Here is a 24,156-nt window from a genome sequence, read left to right on the forward strand (position 1 = left end):
TGAGCCCATCACTGCGTCGTATCGTCGTCGCCGATGTCATCCACGTCCGAAAGGCGCACGAACTCCACACCTTTCCGCTTGAGTGCAAGAAGCGCACGGGCCACGCCCTCACCCGCCGCATGAGTCGGCTGGTTGATATGGGCGATCACGACATCGCCATCCTTTGCCGCAGCGATACGCTTTTCGGCGGCGGCGGCGCCAAGCAGCGATCCGTCATCGCCGTTCACCGAATAACCGGCAATCCTGTATCCCATGCCGCGGATCTGACGGATCGCGGAGAGATCGTATTTCGCGGTCGAACCACGGAACCATTTGGGCGCAGGCAAGCCGGCGGCCAGCATGGCTTCGGCGCCGCCGAGCACTTCCCCCCGGACGGCCTCCGGCGAGCCGGCAGCAGCAATGCCATAGATCAAAGCGGGCGTATCGACTGCCGGTACGTGGTTCTGGCCGTGGTTCGCCAGTTCGAAGAGATCGAGGTTCTGCAGGAAGATGCCGACCGCCTGCGGGTTTTTCTTGAGCCAGCGAGCCGTGACGAAAATCGTCGCCGGAATTCTCTCACGAACGAGTACCGAAAGAATCCGCTCGTCCGCCTGTCCCATGCAGGCATCGAAGGTCAAGGCTATCCTTGCGCGGTTCAAATTGCCCGAACGCGCCAGATGCAGATGCGGCTCGACCAGTTTGGTACCGTGCATGCCGTTCCTGTGCCGGGGGACGTCTTCGGCCCAGGCTGCAAAAGGAAGGAGTACACAAAGAGCGGAGAGGAGGAGGCGTCGCATGGAATACCTGTGTGGGGACGCGCTCCGCTTATCCCCAATACCTCGATAACGCCATGCGACCGATTGGCCGGTGCCGAAGCCTCAGAACCGGGCTGATGCAAGACGGTGCTGCAGCGACCGCAGATCGCCGGCCTTGCGCGCGGCCAACCCCTTTTCCCAGGCAATGGCCGTCTCAACGATGAGATCGAGATCGTCATGGCGTGGCTTCCAGTCGAGCAACCGGCGCGCCAGCGTCGAATTGGCGACAACGCTTGCCGCATCGCCCGGCCGGCGAGGCCCGTAGCGGATCTCAAACTTGCGGCCGCCGGCACGCATGACCGCTTCCAGCACTTCGAGAACGGAATAACCCCGGCCGTAGCCGCAATTGGCGATCAGCGGCTCCCCGCCGCGGCGCAGGTAGCTCAGCGCCTTCAGGTGCGCGTCCACCAGATCGGAGACGTGGATATAGTCGCGAATGCCGGTCCCGTCCGGCGTGGGATAATCGGTTCCGTAGATATCGACGCCACGCCGCTTGCCGAGTTCCGCCTCGCAGGCGATCTTGATGAGATGTGTTGCGCCCTCGGTCGACAGGCCTGCCCGCCCCAGCGGGTCTGCCCCGGCAACGTTGAAGTAGCGCAGCGCCACGAAACGGAAGTCATGCGCGGCTGCGGCATCCCGAAGCATCATCTCGGACATCAGCTTTGACTGGCCGTAGGGGTTCTTCGGATTGAGCGGCGCGTTTTCCAGCACCGGTGTGTCGTCCCTCTGGTCGCCATAGACGGCAGCGGTCGAAGAGAAGACGAAGTGGCGGATGCCGGCCTCGACCGCCGCCGCCGCCAGCAGGCGCGTGTTGCCGGTATTGTTTTCGTAATAGTCCAGCGGATGGGCTACCGACTGCGGCACGACGATCGAGCCCGCGAAATGCAGAATGGCGTCGATATCATTCTCGGCAAAGATCTGTCTGAGGATGGCGCGATCGCCGACATCGCCGAGATAGAACCGCGCGTCAGCAGGGACTGCCCAGCGGAAGCCCGTCGAAAGCCGGTCGAGGACGACGACGTCCTCCCCGGCGTCGAGCAAAGCCCAAACCATGTGGCTGCCGATATAACCTGCACCGCCCGTTACCAGAACCGCCATGCTCTTCTTCCCTGCCTTTTATCTTTGGCAGGAGCAAACCATGGCCGATCTTCAACAATGCTTACCCGGCGATAGGCCTGCCGGGTTTATCTTCCATCAGGGCAAATCCACCCTTGAGCAATTCGCTCGAATTTTAACGAACTGTCTCAGAGGCGCTTGATGTAATCGGAAAGGCGCGCAGCGGCCTCCTCGATCTGCCTCGGATCGCGCAGGAAGCAGGCGCGCAGGAAAAGCTCCCCGCCCTTGCCGAAGGCCGAGCCCGGCGCCAGCGCCACGCCGATCTTGTCGACGATGTCGAGCGCCGCCTTGCGGCTGTCGGTAATGCCGTCCACCTTCACGAAGGCATAGAGCGCGCCATCGGGCTTCAGGGTCTCGACCCGGTTGGTGGCGATCAGGGCATCGCAGAGGATATCGCGCGCCTTGGTCGCCCGGTCGATATTCGCCTGGACGAACTCGTCGCCCTCATTGAGCGCCACGACCGCGCCGCGTTGCAGGAACTGCGCGACGCCGGAATTGGAATACTGCACCAGGTTCTCGATGACCTGGCCCATTTCCGGCGGGGCCACCAGCCAGCCGACGCGCCAGCCGGTCATCGACCAGTTCTTGGAAAAGGAATTGGCGAAGATGATCCGGTCACCCTCTTCCATGATGTCGAGGAAAGACGGAGCACGGGCCGCGCCGCCATAATAGTAGCGGGCATAGATCTCGTCGGCGATGATCCAGAGCCCATGCCTGCGGGCGAGCGCCAGGATGTTTTTCAGATCTTCGAGCGTCGCGGTCCAGCCGGTCGGGTTGGCGGGCGTGTTGATGAAGAGGCCCCTGGTCTTCGGCGTGATCCTCGCTTCCAGCTTGGCAAGATCGAGCGACCAGCGGCCGCCCGCGAAGTCGAGCGGCAAGCCGACCGAATGCGCGCCGGAAATATCGATCGCCGAGATGATGTTCGGCCAGGTCGGCGAGAGGTAGATCACTTCGTCGCCCGGCGACGCGATGGCCTGGACTGCAAGCATGATCGCATGCATGCCGGAACCGGTCACATAGAAATGCTCGATCGGCAGCGAGACGGAGAAATGCCGGGCATAATAGTCCGACAGCGCCTGGCGAAGCTCGGGAATGCCCCGCTGCCAGGTATAGAAGGTCTCGCCGGCCATCAGCGCTTCGGTTGCCGCCCGGTTGATGAAGTCCGGGCTCGGCAGATCCCCTTCGCCGGCCCAGAGCGGAATCAGACCTTCGCGGCCGCGAGCATGATTGATGATCTCGACGATCCCGCTTTCAGGCGCGGAGACGGCGCGAGGACTGAGACTGGCAATGATCGACATCGGATTTCCTTGACCTGTTTCCCCTTCTCTAACTCAGGGAGGCCAGAAAATCCCATGATAATCCGTGAGCCGGCAATCGATTCCGATGATGATTCCTGAAAATGTGATCAAAAGATCACTTTGTTTTCAGGATATCGCGAATCTCCGTCAGAAGCTGGACGTCGGCGGGCGGCGGGGCGGGCGCGGCTTCTGCCGGCTTCTTCTCTTCTATCACGCGCAGTCTGTTCACGCCCTTGACCATGAGGAAGATGATCCAGGCGAGGATCAGGAAGTTGATCAGCACCGTTATGAAGCTGCCATAGGCAAAGACGGCGCCCTGTTCGCGCGCAGCTGCGAGGTTCGGAGCCGTCACCGCGCTCGACAGCGGCAGGAAATAATTGGAGAAGTCGAAACCGCCGCCCGTGATGGCCCCCACGATCGGCATCACGACGTCGTTCACCAGCGAATTGACGATGCCGGTGAAGGCGCCACCGATGATGATGCCGATGGCGAGATCCATCACATTGCCCTTGGCGATGAAGGAACGGAATTCGCTGATCATTGACATGGTTCTATAGCCCCGCTTTCCAGGTTGCGACGATGTACAACATAGCGCAAACGCCCGACCTGAAAAGATGCGGATGTCCAAGGGCTTAATCATGGGCGTCTATTGGACTTTTTGCCGATGGCGCCGCTGATTTCCAAGCGCATGCTTTTCCCCTAATGTTCAGGCCACCGCAATTTCCGCGGGGAGGAGCCATGCTTCCAGGCTGGGTCATTTTTGTTTCGGCTTTCGCCTATGTCCTACTGCTTTTCGCAGTGGCCAGTTTTGGGGACCGGCGAAGCCGTCTCTTCGGCGTGCCGAAAAACGGCCGGCCGGTCGTCTATGCGCTCAGCCTTGCGATCTACTGCACCTCCTGGACCTATTTCGGCGGCGTGGGGCTTGCCTCGCAAAGAGGGCTGGAATTCACCGGCATCTATATCGGCCCAATCCTGGCCTTCACGCTCGGCATGCCGGTGCTGAAACGCATCATCGAGCTCGCCAAAGCCGAGAAACTCACATCGGTCGCGGATTTCATCGCCGCCCGCTACGGCAAGAATTCCACCGTTGCGATGATCGTCGCGGTGATCGCGCTCGTCGGCGCCATTCCCTATATCGCGCTTCAGCTCAAGGCGGTGTCGAGTTCGGTCGCCGTCATGGTCAACCCATCGGATTACGGGCTAGGCAGCGGCAATCTCTATTTCGTCGATCTCGCGCTGATCGTGACAATCCTCATGGCCTGTTTTGCGGTCATGTTCGGCACCCGGCACACGGATGCGACGGAGCATCAGGACGGGTTGATCCTGGCGGTCGCAATGGAATCGGTCGTCAAGCTGCTCGCCTTTGCGACGGTCGGCGTCTCCGTCCTCTTCATCCTGTTCGACGGGCCCGCCGATCTCTTCACCAAGGCGTCGGAAAACCTTCTGGTCAGTTCGTCGCTTTCCTATCAGACGCCGCTCAGCCGGTGGCTCGTCCTGATCGCGCTCTCCGCCTTCGCGATCATCCTGCTGCCGCGGCAGTTCCATGTCACGGTGGTCGAGAACCGAACAGCCCGAGAGCGACGGGTCGCCGGTACCCTGCTGCCCCTCTATCTCATCGCGATCAATCTCTTTGTACTGCCCGCGGCAATGGCGGGACTGATTACCTTCGGCGGCATCGGCGATGCTGATCTCTATCTGCTCACCCTGCCTCTGGCCGGCGAACTCAAGGTCATTTCCCTCATCGCCTTCATCGGCGGCTTTTCGGCAGCTACCGCCATGGTGATCGTCGAATCGGTGGCGCTCTCGATCATGGTGTCGAACGACATCATAATCCCGATCTTCCTCCGGCAGAAGCTGATGGCAGCGCGCTCCGGCCAGCGCTCGGATTTCACCCGCACGCTCCTCAACATCCGCCGTTTGGCGATCTTCGCGGTGTTGATCCTCGGTTATGGATATTACCGCATGGCGGACAGCCAGTCGGGCCTCTCCTCGATCGGTCTGCTGGCCTTCGCGGCGATCGCCCAGGTCGCGCCTGCGCTTTTCGGCGGGCTGATCTGGCGGCGGGCGAACGCCCGGGGAGCAATCCTCGGCATGTCATTCGGCTTCCTTGCCTGGGCTTATCTGCTCTTCCTGCCCAGCCTCGGCGGCCCGGACAATTCCCACGTGGCCTCGGCCGTCCTCAACTTCCTGTTCCCGGGTACCGGCATCTTCTCCGGACCCGAGACGGACGCGCTGGTCAATGCCACAATCTTCAGCCTGACGCTCAATACGCTTGCCTTCGTACTTGGATCGATGTCGCGCAACCCGCGGCCGGTCGAGCGCATCCAGGCCGGCATCTTCGTCAAGCGGCACGTGCGCTCGCAATTCGCCACGCGCGGCTGGAAGACCCGCGTCAGCGTCGGAGACCTGAAAGCTGCGATCGCCCGCTATCTCGGCGAGGAGCGCATGCGGCGATCCTTCACCAATTACGAGCAAACAGCCGGACGGACGTTCAGCGACGACCAGCCGGCCGACATGGCGATGATCCATTTCTCCGAGCAATTGCTCGGCAGCGCGATCGGCTCCTCCTCCGCGCGGCTCGTGCTGTCGCTCATCCTGCAAAAGGCCGAGGACACCAATGCCGACACCGCCTGGCTGCTCGACCAGGCGAGCGAAGCGCTGCAATACAACCAGGACATGCTGCAGACCGCCCTTTCGCAGATGGACCAGGGCATCGCCGTCTTCGACAGTTCCGAACGGCTCACCATATGGAACCGACGCTTCCGCAATCTGCTCGACCTGCCCGAACAGGTGGGCCAGGTGGGTTTCCCCCTTGCGGACATCGTCGCCATCCTCTCGGACCGCGGCGACATTCCAGCCTCCGACCAGACGGAGGTGATTCGTCAGTTCCAGACGCTCGATGCACCTTTCTCCCTCGTTCTCAATGGTGGGGGCCGGATCATCGAAGTGCGCTCCAATGCCATGCCTGACAAGGGCATCGTCGCAACCTTTACCGATATCTCCGAACGTGTCGCCGCCGACAGGGCGTTGAAACAGGCGAACGAGACGCTGGAACAGCGCGTCGGCGAGCGCACGGCCGAGTTGATGCGGGTAAATCATGAACTCGCCGAGGCCCGGGCTTCTGCCGACGAAGCCAATATCGGCAAAACCCGCTTCTTCGCCGCCGCCGGTCACGATATCCTTCAGCCGCTCAATGCCGCCCGGCTTTATTCCTCCGCACTGGTCGAGCGGCTCGGCGCTTCCGACTCAAATGGCGTGCTGGTCCACAACATCGATTCCGCCCTGGAATCGGTCGAGTCGATCCTCGGAGCAGTGCTCGACATTTCCCGGCTGGATACGGGGGCGATGAAGCCGCGCTTCACATCCGTGCCGCTCGAGGATCTCTTCCGTCGCATCGAGACGGACTATGCACCCATGGCGCGCGAGAAGAACCTGCAATTTGTTGTTGTTCCGACGTCGCTGCGGGTTCGGTCGGACGCCAATCTTCTGCGCCGTCTGGTGCAAAACCTCGTCTCCAACGCGATCAAATACACGATCAGCGGCAAAGTTCTCGTGGGCGCGCGCCGGCGGGGTGACCAGGTGGTCATCGAAGTTCTGGATTCGGGCATCGGCATTCCCCCTTCGAAGTTCCGCACTGTCTTCAAGGAATTCGCACGACTGGACGAAGGCGCAAGGACGGCGGGAGGGCTCGGGCTTGGCCTGTCGATCGTCGATCGCATCTCCCGCGTCTTGGACCATCCCGTCCGACTTGCCTCGACGCCCGGTCGCGGCACGATATTTCGCGTTCAGGTGCCCATGGATCTCTTGGCGCAGCAGACAGTCCGCGCCGCCGATCAACCCGAACGCCGCAAGCGCTCGCAGCCGCTCAACGGGCTGCGCGTCCTCTGCATCGACAACGAACCGAGAATTCTTGAAGGCATGGCACTGCTCATCACCGGCTGGGGCTGCACGGTCGGCCAGGCGGTTTCGATTGCGGCCCTGGACGACATCCTCGACCATCGCGAACCGCCGCCTGAAGTGATCATCGCCGATTACCATCTCGACGATGGAGATGGCATCAATGCGATTCTGAAGCTGCGTGCCCTATATCAGGCCGAGATCCCTGCATTGCTCATCACCGCCGACCGGACGCCGGAAGTCCGGGCCGAAGCGGAGAGGCACGACATCAGCGTGCAGCACAAGCCGGTCAAGCCCGCCGCCTTGCGCGCCTACCTCACACAGGTTGCAGGCCTGAAACGCGTCGCGGCGGAATAGACCTGAACACCGGCCAACCTTCCGTTCATCGTAGGGTCATCACGCACAGTTTACGCTCGATCCTGCTTAAACTGTCTAGAAGAACCGTGCTTACCGATTTGCAGACGGAACCCTCAGGCTTTTTTCGACGTTTAGGCGGGTAAGTTCCCGGCCCGGAGAGGCCTTACGGACCGACCGGCGCCAGCCACCGGGACCGGCAAAGACGGAGACCGCGACCGATGAAACGCTTTGATATAATTGACGGAATGCGAGGATATTTCCTCGTTTTCATGCTGATCAATCACCTGATCTTCGCCGGCGGCTACTTCCTGGTGAAAATCAATCACAACCAGCTTGCTTTCGTGGAAGATGCGCAAGGCTTCGTCTTCCTGTCCGGCCTGCTGATCGGCATGGTCTATGCCAAGAAGATGATGAGAAACGGCTATGCTGCCGGCCGTGCCGCCATCTACACCAGGGCGTTCGAACTTTATCGTTATGCGATGGGCATCGTCCTGGTTGTACTGGCCGCACAGATGCTGCTGCCCGGCGCCTATACGATCTGGTTCAATTGGCTCGGCTACACGAACTTCGACGATCCACTGCGTCTCGCCGCGATCGCCTCCTTCCTGTACCAGCCCACCTTCATGGATATCCTGCCGCAATACATCGTCTACATGCTCTTTGCGCCGATGCTCGTGAAGCTCGTGCTGGAAGACAAGTGGCACTATGTCATCGCCGGCTCGATCATCCTCTGGATGACCGCGCAGCTCGGTCTGCAACAGATCGTCACAACCCCGCTCAATGACCTGGTTATGGGCGTGGACGACCAGGGCGTCCGCGTGTCGTTCAACCTGCTCGGCTGGCAGATTGTCTTCTATTCGGCACTGGTGCTCGGTGCGCTGACCTCGGCGGGCAAGATCGACTGGAAGAAGATCCTTTCGCCGGACAACACCTTCATCCCCAAGGTGGCGCTGGTGCTGGTGCTGTTTTTCCTGCCGCTGCGCCTCATCACGGCACATGAACTGATGCCGCCGCACATGATCGGCAAGTTCGCCTCAATGGAAATCCGCGCCGATTTCGGCCCGGTCTATCTCCTGAACTTTGCCGCCGTGGCTATGCTCGTCACCTGGCTGATCGTCGCGGGTCCGAAGCACAAGGCTGCGTGGGTTCGCCGTATCGCAGGCGCTCTCACCTGGGTCTTCTCGCTGAAATACCTGCAGCTTCTCGGCCGCCATTCGCTCTATGTCTATGTGTGGCACGTCGCGATCGTCTATTTCGTCTATTATTTCGACGGGCGTTCGCCGGAACTCGATGAGCTAACGAAGACCGCGATCGCCTTTGTCTCGATCGCCCTCCTGTCGATCCCGGCGCTGTGGCGCGAGCGGGACCGGTTCTTCGGCACCCCGGCCCCGCAGACGGTCCAAGCCCAGCAGCAGAAGCCGGCCGGATCGCGGTAGGCCCTCATCCGGTAAAACAATCCTCGGGGCGGCGGCTCAGGTCACCGCCCCGACCTGCCACGGCACGAATTCGTTGTCGCCATAGTCGTAGATCTCGCTCAGCGTCTTCTTGCCGGAAGCCACCGCGATCACATCCTCGAAAATGCGAACTCCTGCCTCCTCGATCGTCTCCTCGCCGGTGACGATGCCACCGCAGTTCAGGTCCATATCCTCCTTCATGTGCTCGTACATCTCGGAGTTGGTGGCGATCTTGATGCAGGGCGCCGGCTTGAAGCCCGAGACCGAACCGCGGCCGGTGGTGAAACAGATGACATTGCAGCCACCCGCAACCTGGCCCGTCACCGCCACCGGGTCGTAACCCGGCGTATCCATGAAGACAAAACCCTGATCGGTGACGGTCTCCGCGAATTCGTAGACCGCCTTCAGCGGCATGGAACCACCCTTGGCGACCGCCCCGAGCGACTTTTCAAGAATGGTGGTCAGGCCACCCAGCTTGTTGCCATGAGAAGGGTTGTTGTTGAGCTCGTCTCCGTTGCGGGCGGTATAGTCCCGCCACCAGTCGATCCGCTGCAGAAGTTTCCTGGCGACATCCGGCGTCACTGCACGCCGCGTCAGGAGATGTTCGGCGCCGTAGATTTCCGGGGTTTCCGAGAGCACGGTCGTCCCGCCGTTGCGGACGATGAGATCGGAAGCATGGCCAAGCGCCGGGTTGGCGGAAATACCGGAGTAACCGTCCGAACCGCCGCATTCCAGCGCAAGCTTCAGTTTCGAAAGGGGCTGCGGCGTGCGTTTCGCCGCATTCACACCTGGCAGCATCTCCTTGATGATGGCGATCGCCGCATCGATGGTCTTCCTCGTTCCGCCATGCTGCTGGATCGTCATGGTCCTGAGCCGATCGCCCTCTTCCATGCGATAATGTTCGAGGATCGGCGCGATCTGGTTCGTCTCACAGCCCAGCCCGATCATCAGGATGCCACCGAAATTCGGGTGTTTTGCATAGCCCTGGATGGTGCGGATCAGGAGCTGGTAGCCTTCCGACTTGGTATTCAATGCACAGCCGCCGCCGTGGGTGAGCGCCACCACGCCGTCGACGTTCGGGAACCCCTCCAGTCCCCCCATTCGATTGAAGTAGTCGGCGATGTAGCGCGACACGGTGGCGGAACAGTTCACCGAGGAAATGATGCCGATAAAGTTGCGCGTGCCGGCGCCGCCCAAACCCCGGTCGTAGCCGAGGAAAGTGCGCCGCTCCGCTTCCGGCAGCATGCCCCTTTCCTCGATATCGACGCTGAACTGATGCTCGTGCTCTGAGGGCAGCATGGCAAGATTGTGCAGATGCACGTGACTGCCTGGCTCGATATCCTGCGTCGCGATACCGATCACCTGGCCGTATTTCTTCACTTCTCGACCGGCCGGGATTGGCCTGATCGCCACCTTATGGCCGCGGCCGATCAGCTCGCGTGCCACAAGATCGGCGTAACCGGTCGGTCCGCCCGCCGGCAGAGACCGCCGCGCGACCCCCACATCATCGGCCGGATTCAAAATGATGATCGGCGAAACCGCCTCGTTCATGCCTGTCTCCTCCCCAGGCCGGCGCAAGTATCACCGGGCCTCATTGTTCATCCAGCGCTGTTTGGATTCCTCCAGATGCGCATGCATCATCGCCTGGGCCAGAAGCGGATTGCGCGCCTCCAGCGCCGCATAGATCGCCTCGTGCTCGGCAAGCGCGAAACCCCAGGTCTCGGGCGTTTCGAAACGGACGCGGATCTGCGCCGAGAGCGGGCTGTGCCGTTCGTCGAAAAGGTCGCCCACGATATGCGCCAGCACGGAATTTTCCGACTGGCCGGCAATCGTCAGATGGAAAAGCCGGTCAAGATCGAGCGGCTTGCGGCCTTCGGCGATCTCCGCCCGCATCTGGTCGAGCGTCTGGCGCAGCGATTTGAGCCCATCCTGGGTGATCCTCGCCGCCGCCAGAAGGATGACCGCGCCTTCGACGGCGGCACGCGCCTGCATCAATTCCAGCGGGCTCTCACCCATGGAACCGGTCTGCCACGGGCGCCTATCCGGCTCGGCCGTCACATAGATGCCGGAGCCCATGCGGATTTCGACGCTGCCGTCGATTTCGAGCGCGATCAGCGCCTCACGCAGGGAGGGGCGCGACACGCCGAGTTGCTGGGCCAGTTCCCGCTCCGCCGGCAGGCGCGCACCCGCCGGAAACTGTCCCGCCTGAATGAGGGACCGGATCTGGTCGGCAATCTGCTGATACAGCCGCCGCGGCTCAGCCGCCTTGATGGATTCGTTCATGGATTTCGTCATCCCGAATATTTGGCCTTACCATAAGCCCACGAGCCAAACAGAGCAAGGCGCAAATCATATAACTGAAATATCGTAACTTTTCCTGTTTTCAGGCCAGCAAGCCCCCATCAGTCAGCAACCATTCCGCTGCTTGAATAAAAATTGGCTTGACCACTTTTCCACCGAGGGTTACCCATTAAGCAACGCCAGCGGGAGGAGCCGAGGGCGGATCGGGCCATCCGGCCCCGGGAGGAGATCATGGAAAGCAGGCCCGCCGAGCAACGCCAGAGCGCCAATGGGCCCGCCATGACGGCGGGGCCTGCGCTTTCGGCCTCCAGCGAGCCGCTGCTCCGCCTCGACAATATCAGCAAGGAATTTCCCGGCGTCCGGGCGCTCTCCAACGTGCATTTCGATCTCCGGCGCGGCGAGGTGCATGCCGTCTGCGGCGAGAACGGCGCCGGCAAATCGACGCTCATGAAGATCATCAGCGGCGTCTACCAGCCGAGCGCCGGCACGATCATCTACAAGGGCGCGGAACGGCACTTTTCCTCCACTCGGGACTCCGAAGCCGCCGGCATCGCCATCATTCACCAGGAGCTCAACCTCGTTCCGCATCTCACGGTCGCCGAGAACATATATCTCGCCCGCGAACCCCGCCTCGGCTTCATGGGGCGCGGCTTTCTGGTCGACCGGAAAAAGTTGCGGGCAGAGGCCAAACGCTGCCTCGACCGGCTCGGCGTCGACATCGATCCGGGCCGGCCGGTGCGCGGGCTTTCCGTTGCGCAATGCCAGATGGTCGAGATCGCCAAGGCGCTGTCTCTCGACGCAGAGGTTCTGATCATGGACGAGCCGACCTCCTCGCTCACCGAGCAGGAGACGCGGCTTCTCTTCAAGGTCATCCGCGACCTGAAGGCTTCCGGTGTCGGCATCGTCTACATCTCGCACCGGCTCGACGAGATGGCCGAGATCGTCGACCGGGTCACGGTGCTGCGCGACGGGCGCTACATTTCCACCGACGATTTCGCCGCCACCACCGTCGATGCGATCGTCTCGAAAATGGTCGGCCGGTCGCTGGACGAAAAGTTCCCGGACCGGACCTCGACCCCGAGCGACGAGATCGTCCTTAGCGCCGATGGCCTCAGCCGCGCCGGCACCTTCCGCGACATCTCCTTCACGCTCCGCCGCGGCGAGATCCTGGGCTTTGCGGGTCTGATGGGCGCCGGCCGCACGGAAGTTGCCCGCGCCATCTTCGGCGCTGATCCGCTCGATGCCGGCACGGTCACGTTGCACGGTCAGGCTCTATCGATCACATCGCCACGCGATGCGATCGCTGCCGGCATCGCCTATCTTTCCGAAGACCGAAAAGCTCAGGGCCTAGCGATCAAGATGCCGGTCGACGCCAATATGACGCTTGCGAACATGGAAGACGTCTCTAACCGTTTCGGGCTGATCGACTTCGCGAGGCAGGCCAAGGCGGCGAACGACTACGTCAACCTTCTCAACATCCGCACGCCCTCGATCAGGCAGCCGGTGCGGCTTCTTTCCGGCGGCAACCAGCAGAAGATCATCATCGGCAAGTGGCTGTTCCGCAAATCGAAAGTGCTGTTCTTCGACGAACCGACGCGCGGTATCGACGTCGGTGCGAAACTATCGATCTACCGCATCATGGACGCGCTCGCGGCCGAAGGCATCGGCGTCGTGCTGATCAGTTCCGAACTGCCGGAAATCCTCGGCATGACGGATCGCGTCGCGGTCTTCCACCAGGGCCGCATCACCGGCGTGCTCGAGACGAAGAAGACGACCCAGGAAGAAATCATGCGATATGCCTCCGGCTACGCGCGGTCGGCAGGATGAGGGACGACATGGCCGAAATCACCGAAGTCTCCAAGCAGAAGGGCGTCTCGCTCAGTGACCGGCAGAAGGACATCATTCAGAAGTTCGCCGCACTCGGCAGCCTGTTCGTGCTGATTGCCGTCTTCTCTTTGACGAGCAGCGCTTTCTTCACCCTCAACAACGGCATGACGATCGCACTGCAGGTGACGTCGATCGCACTGCTCGGCATCGGCGCCACCTGCGTCATCATCACCGGAGGCATCGATCTTTCCGTCGGCTCGGTGCTGGCGCTGTCCGGCGTCGTCGCGGCGCTGGCGGTCAAGGATTTCGGCACGCCCATCTGGCTCGGCATGATCGCCGGCATCCTGACCGGAACGATCTGTGGCTTCATCAACGGCATGCTCGTCACGAAGATGAGGCTTCCGCCTTTCATCGCCACGCTCGGCATGATGCTGATCGCCCGCGGCGTTGCGCTGCAGATCACCGGCGCCCGCGCGGTTTCCGGCCTTGGTGAATCCTTCGGCGAACTCGGCAACGGCTCTTTCCTGCGCGTGGTCAATATCGGCGACGACGGGTTTCCGACCGTCGTCTTTCCGGGCATCCCCTATCCCGTCATCCTGATGGTGGTGATTGCGATCGCTGTTTCCCTCATGCTGAACCGCTCGGTGCTCGGTCGGCATATCTATGCCGTCGGCTCGAACCCGGATGCCGCGCGGCTTTCCGGCGTCAACGTCACCCGCATCGTCAGCTTCACCTATGTGCTGTCCGGCACGCTGGCCGGCCTCACCGGCTGCGTATTGATGTCACGCCTCGTCACAGCCCAGCCCAACGAGGGCGTCATGTACGAACTCGACGCCATTGCCAGCGCCGTCATCGGCGGCACCTCGCTTATCGGAGGGGTCGGCACGATCTCGGGCACGGCAATCGGCGCCTTCGTCATCGGCATCCTGCGCAACGGATTGAACATGAACGGCGTCTCCGCCTTCACGCAGCAGATCATCATCGGCCTCGTCATCCTGGTCACCGTGTGGATCGACCAGCTTCGAAATCGCCGTTGAGAGAGGGGTGCGGACCCGTTTCCGCAAGACTTCAGGGAGTGAGGAGCTCTCTCGAAAACCGGCCGGTCAGGCCATCAAGAGGAGGAAGACAAATGAGAAAGCTTGCTGCCGCACTGCTGACATCCGTGATCGCGCTCGCCGCCGTTCCGGCCCAGGCCGGCGAAATCGCGGTCATCGTCAAGACCGTCAATTCCACGTTCTGGCAGAACGTCCAGAAAGGCGCCGATGCCGCCATGAAGGCCGGTGGCGGCGACAACACCATGACCTTCCAGGGGCCTGCCGCGGAATCGGCCATCGCCGACCAGGTGAACATGGTCGAGAACGCCGTCAACCGGAAAGTTTCCGGCATCGTGCTGGCGCCTTCCGATCCGGATGCGCTCGTCCCCGCCGTCAAGAAGGCCTGGGAAGCCCGCATCCCGGTCGTGATCGTCGACTCGATGCTCTCCAAGGATGCCGAGCAATATTATCAGTCCTTCCTCGCCACCGACAACAAGAAGGCGGGTGAGCTTGCCGCCCAGGCGCTGATCGACAAGGTCGGCACCGAAGGCAAGATCGCGGTCATGTCCTATGTGGCGGGCGCCGGTTCCGAAATCGGCCGCGTCGGCGGTTTCACCGACTATATCAAGGCGCATTCCAAGCTTCAGATCGTCGGCCCGTTCTATTCGCAGTCCCAGATGGCCACCGCACTCAACCAGACGACCGACGTGCTGGCCGCCAATTCCGACCTCAAGGGTATTTTCGGCGCCAACGAACCGACCGCAATCGGCATGGGCCGCGCGCTGAAGCAATCCGGCAAGGCGGGAAAGGTCGTGGCGATCGGCTTCGACGGAAACCAGGATCTGCAGGAATTCGTCAAGGACGGCACGCTGTCGGCCATCGCGGTGCAGGGCTCGTTTCAGATGGGCGAACTCGGCATCCAGACCGTGCTCAAGATCATGAACAAGGAGAAGGTCGAGAAATTCGTCGATACCGGCGTCGTGGTCGTCACCAAGGACAATATCGACAAGCCGGAAGCCAAGAACGTCCTCTACTGAGCCGCCTCCTGCGGACACGCATCGTCAATGATGCGTGTCCCTTATTGCTTATCCAGGGATTACACCGATGCACGTCGCCGACCGCCGAAAGCTGCCCAACGCCACCGTCGAACTGACCGTCATGGGGCTCGGCTGCGCGCAGATGGGCAATCTTTACCGCAAGACCTCCTACGAAGAGTCCGCCGGCGCGTTCAAGGCGGCCTGGGATGCCGGCATCCGCTATTACGACACGGCGCCCTTCTACGGCTACACGCGTTCGGAACGCCGGCTCGGCACCATGCTGACCGACCTCGATCGCGGCGACTATGTGCTCAGCACCAAGGTCGGCCGCGTCATGGTGCCGGACGAAACGGTCGGCCCGGAAGAGGATGGCTACATCGCGCCGCTGTCCTTCCGCCCGGTCTATGACTACACCCATGACGGCATCATGCGCTCCTTTGAGGCGAGCCAGCAGCGGCTCGGCATCCTGAAACCCGATATCCTCTATGTGCACGACATCGGCAGCATGACACACGGGGATAGGCACCTGCACTATTGGGAGCAACTGACCGACGGTGGCGGCTTCCATGCGCTCCGCAAGTTGCGTGAGCAGAACCTCACCAAGGCCATCGGCCTTGGCGTCAACGAATGGGAGATCATTCGCGACGCCATGGGGGTTTGCGACATCGACGTCGCGATGCTCGCCGGGCGCTACACGCTTCTCGAACAGCGGAGCCTTGCCTTCATGGACGAATGCGCAAAGCGGGGCGTCGGCATCGTCGTCGCCGGTCCCTTCAATTCCGGCCTGCTCGCCGGCAACCGCAAATTCAACTACACGGACGCGCCAGCCGAAATCCTGGCGCAACTCGACACCCTCAACACGGTCTGCGAAGAAGAGGGCGTGACCCTGCAAGCGGCTGCGCTGCAATTTCCCCTCGCCCATCCCGCTGTAATGACCATCGTCTCTGGCGCCCGCACCGCCGAACAGATCAAATCCAATGTCGACTGGTTCTCCGAAAGCATTCCGGCATCGTTCTGGGTTCGGCTGAAGGAGCGCGGGTTGATTGCCGAAGGGGCTCCCATTCCACGGGAGGAGGCCTGAGATGCGGATAGACGCCCACCAGCATTTCTGGCGGATCGCCGACCGGGCCGGCCAATGGCCGCCACCGGAGCTTGCCGCCATCCATCGGGACTTCACGCCGGAAGACATGCGGCCGCTTCTTGCCGACGCCGGTGTGGACGGCACCGTTCTGGTCCAGACAATGGAGAACGAGGCCGATACCGCTTTCATGCTGGACCTTGCGGACAGGACGCCCTTCATCCTCGGCGTTGTCGGCTGGACCGACATGAAGGCTTCGGATGCACCTGCAAAAATCACCCGGCTGGCGCGGCATCCGAAGCTGAAAGGCTTTCGCCCGATGCTGCAGGATATTTCGGACGACCGCTGGATCGACGATCCGCGCCTCGATCCCGCGGTCGTCGCGATGATCGAACAGGGCCTTGTCTTCGACGCACTCGTCCTGCCGCGCCACCTTGAGCCTTTGCTTGCATTCGCCCGACGCTATCCGAACCTGCCGATTGTGATCGATCACGGCGCCAAGCCCCCCATCGTGGAGGGCCGCATTATCGGCTGGCATGTCCATATGAAGGCGCTCGCGGAACTGCCGCATGTTCATTGCAAGCTTTCCGGCCTGCTGACGGAGGCAGGCGACCAGAGACCACAGGCAGTGCGGCCTTACGCGGAAACCATCCTCGATCTATTCGGCTCGGAACGGGTCATCTGGGGCAGCGATTGGCCGGTTCTGCGGCTGGCAGGCGAATACGGCACCTGGCTCGATCAATGCCTGGACATCGTGCCTGCCGAACATCATGCGGCGGTCTTCGGGGGCAATGCCAACCGCTTCTATCGGCTTGGAGTGTAAGTATATGCTAACTATAATCTGCGACGCGCCCGGCAAGCTCAGCGCCATCGACCGCCCGAAGCCTGCCCGCGGCGAAGGCGAGGTGCTGGTGAAGCTCCGCCGCATCGGGGTTTGCGGCACGGACCTGCATATCTTCACCGGCAACCAGCCCTATCTTTCCTATCCACGGGTCATGGGACACGAGCTTGCGGCGACCGTCGAGGAAGCGCCCCCCGGCAGCCACCTTTCGCCGGGCGATACCGTTTCGATCATTCCCTATATTTCCTGCGGCCGCTGCCATGCCTGCCTGAAGGGCAAGACCAATTGCTGCCGCACCCTCGGCGTGCTCGGCGTTCATCGCGACGGCGGCATGAGCGAATATCTCAGCCTGCCGCAGGAATTCGTCTTGAAGGCCGATGGGCTTTCGCTCGACCAGGCCGCCATGGTGGAATTCCTGGCGATCGGCGCCCATGCGGTGGCCCGCGCCCGGGTCGAACCCGGTCAGAAGGTTCTGGTGACCGGCGCCGGGCCGATCGGCCTCGCCGTGGCGATCTTCGCACTGCTCGATGGCGGCGACGTAACGCTGCTTGACGGCCGGACCGATCGGCTCGATTTCGCCCGACGACATCTCGGCATCACCTCGATCGTGCAGCTCGGCGCCGAAGACGAGGCTCAGCTTTCGACTGTGACCGATGGCGATTTTTTCGATGTGGTCTTCGACGCCACCGGCAACCCAAAGGCGATCGAACGCGGTTTCGGCTTCGTCGGCCATGGCGGCACCTATGTGCTGGTCTCCATCGTCTCAAGCGACATCGCCTTCTCCGATCCGGAATTCCACAAGCGCGAGACTTCCCTGCTCGGCAGCCGCAATGCGACACGAGTGGATTTCGAGCGCGTCATGCAGGCCATGCGGGAGGGCCGAATCCCCGCGGCGCTGGTCACCCATAGAATGACGCTGGCGGATGTGCCGGAACGTTTTCCGAGGCTGACCGATCCGGCGGCCGGCGTGGTCAAGGCGCTGGTGGAGGTCTGAGGAGGAAATGATGCAACGCATGGGCATGCTGATCGGCGTCGAACCGCATATGATCGCGGAATACAAGCGGCTGCACGCCGCCGTCTGGCCGGAAATTCTCGACCTCATCAGCCGCTGCAACATCAGGAACTACACGATCTTCTTGCGCGAACCGGAGAACCTGCTGTTCGGCACCTGGGAATATCACGGCACGGATTTCGAAGCCGACACGGCGAAAATGGCGGCCGATCCAAAAAATCTGGAATGGTGGTCCTTCACCATCCCTTGCCAGAAGCCGCTTGCGAGCCGCAAAGAGGGTGAATGGTGGGCAATGATGGAAGAGGTCTTTCATCTGGATTGAGGATTCCTCAATCAGACTGACCGGCCACACCACGAACCGAGGACATGACATGACGACCAGACTGGATGGAAAGACCGTACTCGTGACCGCCGCGGGCCAGGGCATCGGCCGCGCGACCGCGCTCGCCTTCGCCGAGGCTGGAGCGACCGTCCGTGCGACCGACATCAACGAGGCCCTGCTCGCGGAACTTCCGAATATCGGCCATCTCACGACCGCCCGGCTCGACGTGCTGGACGATGCCGCCGTCAGGGCTTTCGTCGAGAAGACCGGGACGATCGACATTCTCTTCAACTGCGCCGGCATGGTGCATGCCGGCTCCATCCTCGACATGAAGGATAGCGATCTGGACCTCGCCATCAACCTCAACGTCAAATCCATGGTGCGCACCATCCGGGCCGTGCTGCCCGGCATGCTGGAGAAGAAGGACGGGGCCATCATCAACATGTCCTCTGTCGCCTCCAGCATCAAGGGCGTGCCGAACCGGTTTGCCTACGGCGTCACCAAGGCGGCCGTCATCGGGCTCACCAAATCGGTCGCCGCCGACTATGTGACGCAGGGCATCCGCTGCAATTGCATCTGCCCCGGTACGGTCGAAAGCCCCTCTCTTCAGGACCGCATGAAGGCGCAAGGCGACTACGAGGAAGCACGTGCTGCCTTTATCGCCCGCCAGCCGATGGGCCGGCTCGGGACGCCGGAAGAAATCGCCGACCTCGCCGTCTACCTTGCCTGCGCCACCTATACGTCAGGTCAGGCTTACGTAATCGACGGCGGCTGGACCATCTGAATACACGAGAGACCCCAACACGAGAGCCCCATGACCCGCATCACCGATCTCCGCGTCTTCGACCTGCGTTTCCCGACATCGCAAAGCCTCGACGGCTCCGATGCCATGAATCCGGACCCGGACTATTCGGCAGCCTATGTCATCCTCGACACCGATCGCGACGGTCTTGCCGGCCATGGCCTGACCTTCACGATCGGCCGCGGCAACGACATCTGCTGCATGGCAATCAAGGCGATGCGGCATCTGGTGGTCGGCCAGGAACTCGAGGCCTTCGCGGCAGCGCCCGGAAAGTTCTGGCGGCATCTGACAAGCGACAGCCAGCTTCGCTGGATCGGTCCCGAGAAGGGTGCGATCCATCTCGCTACCGGCGCGGTCGTCAACGCCTTCTGGGATCTTTACGCCAAGGAGCGCGGCAAGCCGGTCTGGCAGCTCGTCTCCGAGCTCTCGCCGGAACAGATCGCCGATATCGTCGACTACCGCTACCTCACCGACGTTATCACCCGCGAGGATGCGCTGGCGATCCTGAAAAGGGCCGAAGCCGGCAAGGCGGAGCGGATCGGGACGCTGAAGCGCGAGGGTTACGCCTGCTACACGACCTCCGCCGGCTGGCTGGGATATCCGGAGGAGAAGCTGCGCCGCCTCTGCCGGGAAGCCGTCGATGCCGGCTTCAACCACGTCAAGATGAAGGTCGGCCGCGATCTCGAAGACGATATCCGGCGGCTGACCATCGCCCGCGAGGTGATCGGCCCCGACCGCTACCTGATGATCGACGCCAACCAGGTCTGGGAAGTCGGGCAGGCGATCGACTGGGTGAAGAAACTCGCCTTCGCCAACCCCTTTTTCATCGAGGAGCCGACCAGTCCGGACGACATCGCCGGCCACCGCAAGATCCGCGAGGCGATCGGCCCGGTCAAGGTCGCGACCGGCGAGATGTGCCAGAACCGCATCATGTTCAAGCAGTTCATCGCGGAAGGCGCGATCGACATCGTGCAGATCGATTCATGCCGCATGGGCGGTCTGAACGAGGTGCTGGCGGTGCTGCTGATCGCTGCGAAATACGGCCTGCCCGTCTGGCCGCATGCCGGCGGCGTGGGCCTCTGCGAATATGTTCAGCACCTGTCGATGATCGACTATGTCGCCGTATCCGGCACCAAGGACGGAAGGGTGATCGAATATGTCGACCACCTGCACGAGCATTTCGTCGATCCCTGCGTCATCAAAAATGCCGCCTATATGCCGCCGGTGCGGCCCGGCTTCTCGATCGAGATGAAGCCGCAGTCGATCGCCGATTACACGTTCAGGGGTTAGAGTTTTTCGAGTTCCGCGTTCACCAGCGCACGCCATGCGCGGTTCTCGACCAGGGCCTGCGGAAACAGGCCCGGAATTGCGAAGAACGGCGCCGAAGGATCATTCGGCATCGCTTTCGCGGCCGCGGCCTTGAGCTCGGCAGCACGCGGATCGTTGATGTCGCTTATCTTCATCAGATAGGCCATCCAGACCGCCGATACGTAAGCGAATGCCGACGCATCCTTGCCTTGAGTAAGCTCTTCCACGGCCGGCACCATGATCCGCTGCGGCAGCTTCTGCGATCCGTCCATGGCGACCTGGCGCGTCAGGTGGGCGATGCCGGGATTGGAGAAGCGCTCGATGAGTTCGTCCTGATAGGCGGAGAGATAGATGCCGGGGACCGGATCGAGTGTTTCCAGAACCGCCGCCATGTGCCGCCGGACTCTTTCACGGTATTCCGGCACGGCGATCACGTCGCGGATATAAGTGAGGCCGTGAAGCTGGCCGAGATAGGCCATCATGGAATGGGAGCCGTTCAAGAGCCGGAGCTTCATCTTCTCGTAGGGCTCGACATCACTGACGAAAAGCGCGCCGCCGGCTTCCCATTTCGGCCGGCCGGAAAGGAAGCGGTCTTCGATGACCCATTGCAGGAACGGTTCGGTGTCCAGCGCCAGCTTGTCTTCCGCGCCGAGCAGCTTTTCGGCGCGGGCGCGGGTTTCCTCCGTTGCGGCGGGGACGATACGATCCACCATGCTGCAAGGGAAGGCGCCCTCGCCGGCGATCCAGGTGGCGAGCGCCGGATCGCGGCTGCCGGCCATCTCGATCGTGAGCCGCCGGACGATGCGGCCGTTGGTCGGCAGGTTGTCGCAGCAGAGAACCGTGAACGGCGGCAGGCCGGCGGCATGGCGGCGCGCCAGGCCTTCCACGATATAGCCGATCACCCCGACGGGGGCGGTGGGGTTGGCGAGATCGGCCACGACGGCTTGATGGTTGCGGTCGAGGCCGCCCGAAACCGGATCGTAGCCATAGGCCTTTTCGGTCACCGTCATGGTGACGATCCTGATCGCCGGATCGGCCATCAGGGACAGGATTTCCTCCTGGTCCTCCGTGCCCGACAGCCCCTGCACCACCGAACCGACGACCCGGGCGCTGTCTCCCGCGGCACTGCGGGCGATGACCGTATAGAGCCCGTCCTGCGCCCTCAGGTCATGGACGATATCGACAGAGCGTAAGCTGACGCCGACAATGCCCCAGTTCCCGAACTCTTCCGCCAGAGCCGCATCCGTATAGACCGCCTGATGCGCCCGGTGGAACGCGCCAAGCCCTATATGGACAATACCGGGCTTTAACGAAGCACGGTCATAGGCAGGCTTTATAACATGGGCCGGAAGGGGGGTGGACGCGGTAAGACGCTGCATTTTTGATCAATGATGCCCGAGACTTCGTGGCATCCTCCCGTTTGGAACCGAAGCAGTGATAGCCTCCGCCGGACGGGAGGGTCAACGTCATACTTGCGACATTGCGGACCTTTTCTCCTTCTCCCCGCGGTGCTTGAGAATGCCGGCGGCGACCTTATTTCAAATGATGCAGCTTCTCACCCGCAGGAGACGAAAATGACCGCGCCGCACCCTTCCAAGACGCATATCGGCAACCACAAGCTCCATCCCGAAACGCAGATGCTGAACTACGGCTACGATCCGGAGCTTTCCGAAGGGGCGGTCAAGCCGCCGGTCTTCCTCACCTCCACCTTCGTGTTCAAATCGGCGGAAGAGGGCCGCGACTTCTTCGATTTCGTCTCCGGCCGCCGCGAGCCGCCGCCCGGCACCGGCGCGGGCCTCGTCTATTCCCGCTTCAACCATCCGAACAGCGAGATCGTCGAGGACCGGCTGGCGGTCTACGAGCAGACGGAAAGCTGCGCGCTCTTTTCCTCCGGCATGTCGGCGATCGCCACGACGCTGCTGGCCTTCGTCAAGCCGGGCGACAGCATCCTCCATTCGCAGCCGCTCTACGGCGGCACGGAAACGCTGCTTGCGAAAACCTTCCTCAACCTCGGCGTCGCGGCGGTCGGATTTGCCGACGGGGTCAACGGATCGTCGGTCACCGCCGCCGCGGAAGAGGCGATGGCGAAAGGCCGCGTCTCGGTGATCCTCATCGAGACGCCGGCCAACCCGACCAACAGCCTGGTCGACATTCCGCTGATGCGGAGCGTGGCGGAGGCGATCGGCAAACGGCAGGGCCACACGCCGGTGATCGCCTGCGACAACACGCTGCTCGGCCCGGTCTTCCAGCGGCCGATCGAGCATGGCGCCGATATCTCGCTCTATTCGCTCACCAAATATGTCGGCGGCCATTCGGACCTGATCGCCGGGGCGGCGCTCGGCTCCAAGGCGGTGATGAAGCAGGTGAAGGCGCTGCGCGGGGCGATCGGCACGCAGCTCGATCCGCATTCCTGCTGGATGCTCGGCCGTTCGCTCGAAACGCTGTCGATCCGCATGGAAAAGGCGAATGCCAATGCGGCCGCGGTCGCCGAATTCCTGCGCAGCCATCCGCGGGTGGAAAAGCTGCACTACCTGCCCTTCGACGACCCGCAATCACCGACCGGAAAGGTCTTTTCGCGGCAATGCAGCGGCGGCGGCTCGACCTTCTCCTTCGACATTCAGGGCGGGCAGCCGGCCTCGTTCCGGTTCCTCAACGCCTTGCAGATCTTCAAGCTGGCCGTCAGCCTGGGCGGCACGGAATCGCTTGCCAGCCACCCGGCGACCATGACCCATTCCGGCGTGCCGGCGGAAGTGCGCGAAAGGATCGGCGTGCTCGACAGTACCATCCGGCTTTCGATCGGCATCGAGCACCCGGACGACCTGATCGCGGATCTCACGATCGCGCTCGACAAGGCGTGAGCGGGGGGCGCGAGCGGGGCGTGCGGGCGGTCGACCAGGCCTGTCATGCGTCATCTCCCTCCGCCCGCTGCCTGCCGTCATATTTGGGCTCGTCGTCCTCCGTCCCGCCGCCGAGCTGCCTCATGGCCTCCAGCACCTCCTGCTGGTGGGCTCCGCCGGGGCCGACACAGGGCGGAAAGCCCTCGTGGTAACGCGGCTCGTCGCGATATTGCGCCTCCGTGAGAAAGCCCCTGCAGGCCCTGGCGCGGCGGCAGGACGAAAGATCACAGGTCTTCCAGAAACCGAGATAGGTCGTGAAATACTGGGTGAGCTTTTGCCATTCGCGCGATTTCTGGCGCTCGGAGAGCCGGTTGAATTCACGGTGGGTCATCCACGGAAATTTGAGCGAATTCTGCTCCTCTTCCCACAACCGGCATCTTTCTTCCTCACTCATCCGCATGGCTTCCAGCCTCCTTCAGGCACGGGGCTGCGTTCACGCAGCCGGCTTCGGCCCTCGTGCTCAACTTCAAATCTCGCTATTCCCGGCGAACCGGGCCTGCCCTTGTCCAATCGGAGAGCCCACACGAATGCGGAACCTCGATTGATTTTAGTATGTGGCTCCGCATTCGCGTGGCCTTCGGCGTTCTTTCGGGGTGTCCAGCCCCTACAGGTGATCATCTCGCCTCGCTGCGTGGCCTTGTTCAGGCCACTTGCACGGCTCAACCGAACCTGACCCGGCGGCCAGGGGGAGGCTTGATAGGGAGAAGTCCGGTTTCCCGTTCCGCTCCCATGGCTTTCACCTCTTCCACCCTTCCCGCACGTTACGGTTCCGATGGAAGCG

At 62.2% G+C, this 24,156-nt stretch carries 20 protein-coding genes; 12 read left to right on the forward strand and 8 right to left on the reverse strand.

Features of this window, described 5'->3' with window-relative positions:
* Positions 1-8 precede the first annotated feature (8 nt).
* The 4 genes from JL39_RS28725 to mscL all read right to left on the reverse strand — a co-directional run bounded on the left by JL39_RS28725 (position 9) and on the right by mscL (position 3,749).
* Complete coding sequence (locus JL39_RS28725) at positions 9-776, reverse strand: polysaccharide deacetylase family protein (protein ID WP_037158877.1); 768 nt, start codon at positions 774-776, stop codon at positions 9-11.
* An 81-nt stretch (positions 777-857) separates the two neighbouring features.
* A complete protein-coding gene (galE, locus tag JL39_RS28730; RefSeq protein WP_037158880.1) occupies positions 858-1,892 on the reverse strand; it encodes a UDP-glucose 4-epimerase GalE in 1,035 nt (344 codons plus the stop codon).
* Between the two features lie 146 nt (positions 1,893-2,038).
* Positions 2,039-3,208, reverse strand: a complete 1,170-nt coding sequence (locus JL39_RS28735; RefSeq protein ID WP_037158883.1) for a pyridoxal phosphate-dependent aminotransferase — start codon at positions 3,206-3,208, stop codon at positions 2,039-2,041.
* Between the two features lie 115 nt (positions 3,209-3,323).
* A complete protein-coding gene (mscL, locus tag JL39_RS28740) occupies positions 3,324-3,749 on the reverse strand; it encodes a large conductance mechanosensitive channel protein MscL (RefSeq protein ID WP_037158886.1) in 426 nt (141 codons plus the stop codon).
* A gap of 197 nt (positions 3,750-3,946) precedes the next feature.
* Between mscL and JL39_RS28745 the strand changes: the two genes are divergently transcribed.
* Both JL39_RS28745 and opgC read left to right on the forward strand, forming a co-directional pair.
* Positions 3,947-7,462, forward strand: a complete 3,516-nt coding sequence (locus JL39_RS28745; RefSeq protein WP_037158889.1) for a PAS domain-containing hybrid sensor histidine kinase/response regulator — start codon at positions 3,947-3,949, stop codon at positions 7,460-7,462.
* Between the two features lie 218 nt (positions 7,463-7,680).
* On the forward strand, positions 7,681-8,898 hold the full coding sequence (gene opgC, locus JL39_RS28750; protein ID WP_037158892.1) for an OpgC domain-containing protein: 1,218 nt from the start codon (positions 7,681-7,683) through the stop codon (positions 8,896-8,898).
* A gap of 36 nt (positions 8,899-8,934) precedes the next feature.
* Here opgC and JL39_RS28755 read toward each other — a convergent pair whose 3' ends face one another.
* On the reverse strand, positions 8,935-10,467 hold the full coding sequence (locus JL39_RS28755; protein ID WP_037158895.1) for an altronate dehydratase family protein: 1,533 nt from the start codon (positions 10,465-10,467) through the stop codon (positions 8,935-8,937).
* A gap of 30 nt (positions 10,468-10,497) precedes the next feature.
* Positions 10,498-11,199: a FadR/GntR family transcriptional regulator gene (locus tag JL39_RS28760; RefSeq protein WP_037158898.1), complete on the reverse strand. Its 702-nt coding sequence runs from the start codon at positions 11,197-11,199 to the stop codon at positions 10,498-10,500.
* 297 nt (positions 11,200-11,496) lie between these two features.
* On the opposite strand from JL39_RS28760, the gene JL39_RS28765 reads away from it, so the two are divergent.
* The 9 genes from JL39_RS28765 (at position 11,497) to JL39_RS28805 (ending at position 20,460) form a co-directional block, all read left to right on the forward strand.
* A complete protein-coding gene (locus tag JL39_RS28765; protein ID WP_037159975.1) occupies positions 11,497-13,044 on the forward strand; it encodes a sugar ABC transporter ATP-binding protein in 1,548 nt (515 codons plus the stop codon).
* Between the two features lie 8 nt (positions 13,045-13,052).
* A complete protein-coding gene (locus JL39_RS28770; protein ID WP_037158900.1) occupies positions 13,053-14,081 on the forward strand; it encodes an ABC transporter permease in 1,029 nt (342 codons plus the stop codon).
* 92 nt (positions 14,082-14,173) lie between these two features.
* Entirely contained in the window at positions 14,174-15,115 is a 942-nt protein-coding gene (locus tag JL39_RS28775) for an ABC transporter substrate-binding protein (protein WP_037158903.1), read from the forward strand.
* 67 nt (positions 15,116-15,182) lie between these two features.
* Complete coding sequence (locus tag JL39_RS28780; protein ID WP_037158906.1) at positions 15,183-16,196, forward strand: aldo/keto reductase; 1,014 nt, start codon at positions 15,183-15,185, stop codon at positions 16,194-16,196.
* Between the two features lies 1 nt (position 16,197).
* On the forward strand, positions 16,198-17,016 hold the full coding sequence (locus JL39_RS28785) for an amidohydrolase family protein (RefSeq protein WP_037158909.1): 819 nt from the start codon (positions 16,198-16,200) through the stop codon (positions 17,014-17,016).
* A gap of 4 nt (positions 17,017-17,020) precedes the next feature.
* Positions 17,021-18,028: a zinc-binding alcohol dehydrogenase family protein gene (locus JL39_RS28790; RefSeq protein WP_037158912.1), complete on the forward strand. Its 1,008-nt coding sequence runs from the start codon at positions 17,021-17,023 to the stop codon at positions 18,026-18,028.
* Between the two features lie 10 nt (positions 18,029-18,038).
* Complete coding sequence (locus tag JL39_RS28795) at positions 18,039-18,368, forward strand: L-rhamnose mutarotase (RefSeq protein ID WP_037159978.1); 330 nt, start codon at positions 18,039-18,041, stop codon at positions 18,366-18,368.
* A gap of 49 nt (positions 18,369-18,417) precedes the next feature.
* On the forward strand, positions 18,418-19,152 hold the full coding sequence (locus JL39_RS28800; protein ID WP_037158915.1) for an SDR family oxidoreductase: 735 nt from the start codon (positions 18,418-18,420) through the stop codon (positions 19,150-19,152).
* Between the two features lie 30 nt (positions 19,153-19,182).
* A complete protein-coding gene (locus JL39_RS28805) occupies positions 19,183-20,460 on the forward strand; it encodes an L-fuconate dehydratase (protein WP_037158918.1) in 1,278 nt (425 codons plus the stop codon).
* Here the strand turns inward: JL39_RS28805 and JL39_RS28810 are convergent.
* Positions 20,457-21,857, reverse strand: a complete 1,401-nt coding sequence (locus JL39_RS28810; RefSeq protein WP_037158921.1) for a mannitol dehydrogenase family protein — start codon at positions 21,855-21,857, stop codon at positions 20,457-20,459. The genes JL39_RS28805 and JL39_RS28810 overlap by 4 nt on opposite strands.
* 195 nt (positions 21,858-22,052) lie before the next feature.
* On the opposite strand from JL39_RS28810, the gene JL39_RS28815 reads away from it, so the two are divergent.
* Positions 22,053-23,336 carry a cystathionine gamma-synthase family protein gene (locus tag JL39_RS28815; RefSeq protein WP_037158924.1) on the forward strand — a complete coding sequence of 428 codons (1,284 nt, stop codon included), beginning with the start codon at positions 22,053-22,055 and terminating at the stop codon, positions 23,334-23,336.
* Between the two features lie 43 nt (positions 23,337-23,379).
* On the opposite strand, the gene JL39_RS28820 is transcribed toward JL39_RS28815, so the two are convergent.
* On the reverse strand, positions 23,380-23,775 hold the full coding sequence (locus tag JL39_RS28820) for a hypothetical protein (RefSeq protein ID WP_200884021.1): 396 nt from the start codon (positions 23,773-23,775) through the stop codon (positions 23,380-23,382).
* Positions 23,776-24,156 lie beyond the last annotated feature (381 nt).

This window comes from Rhizobium sp. YS-1r (assembly GCF_000757525.1).
GTDB classification, from domain to species: domain Bacteria; phylum Pseudomonadota; class Alphaproteobacteria; order Rhizobiales; family Rhizobiaceae; genus Neorhizobium; species Neorhizobium petrolearium.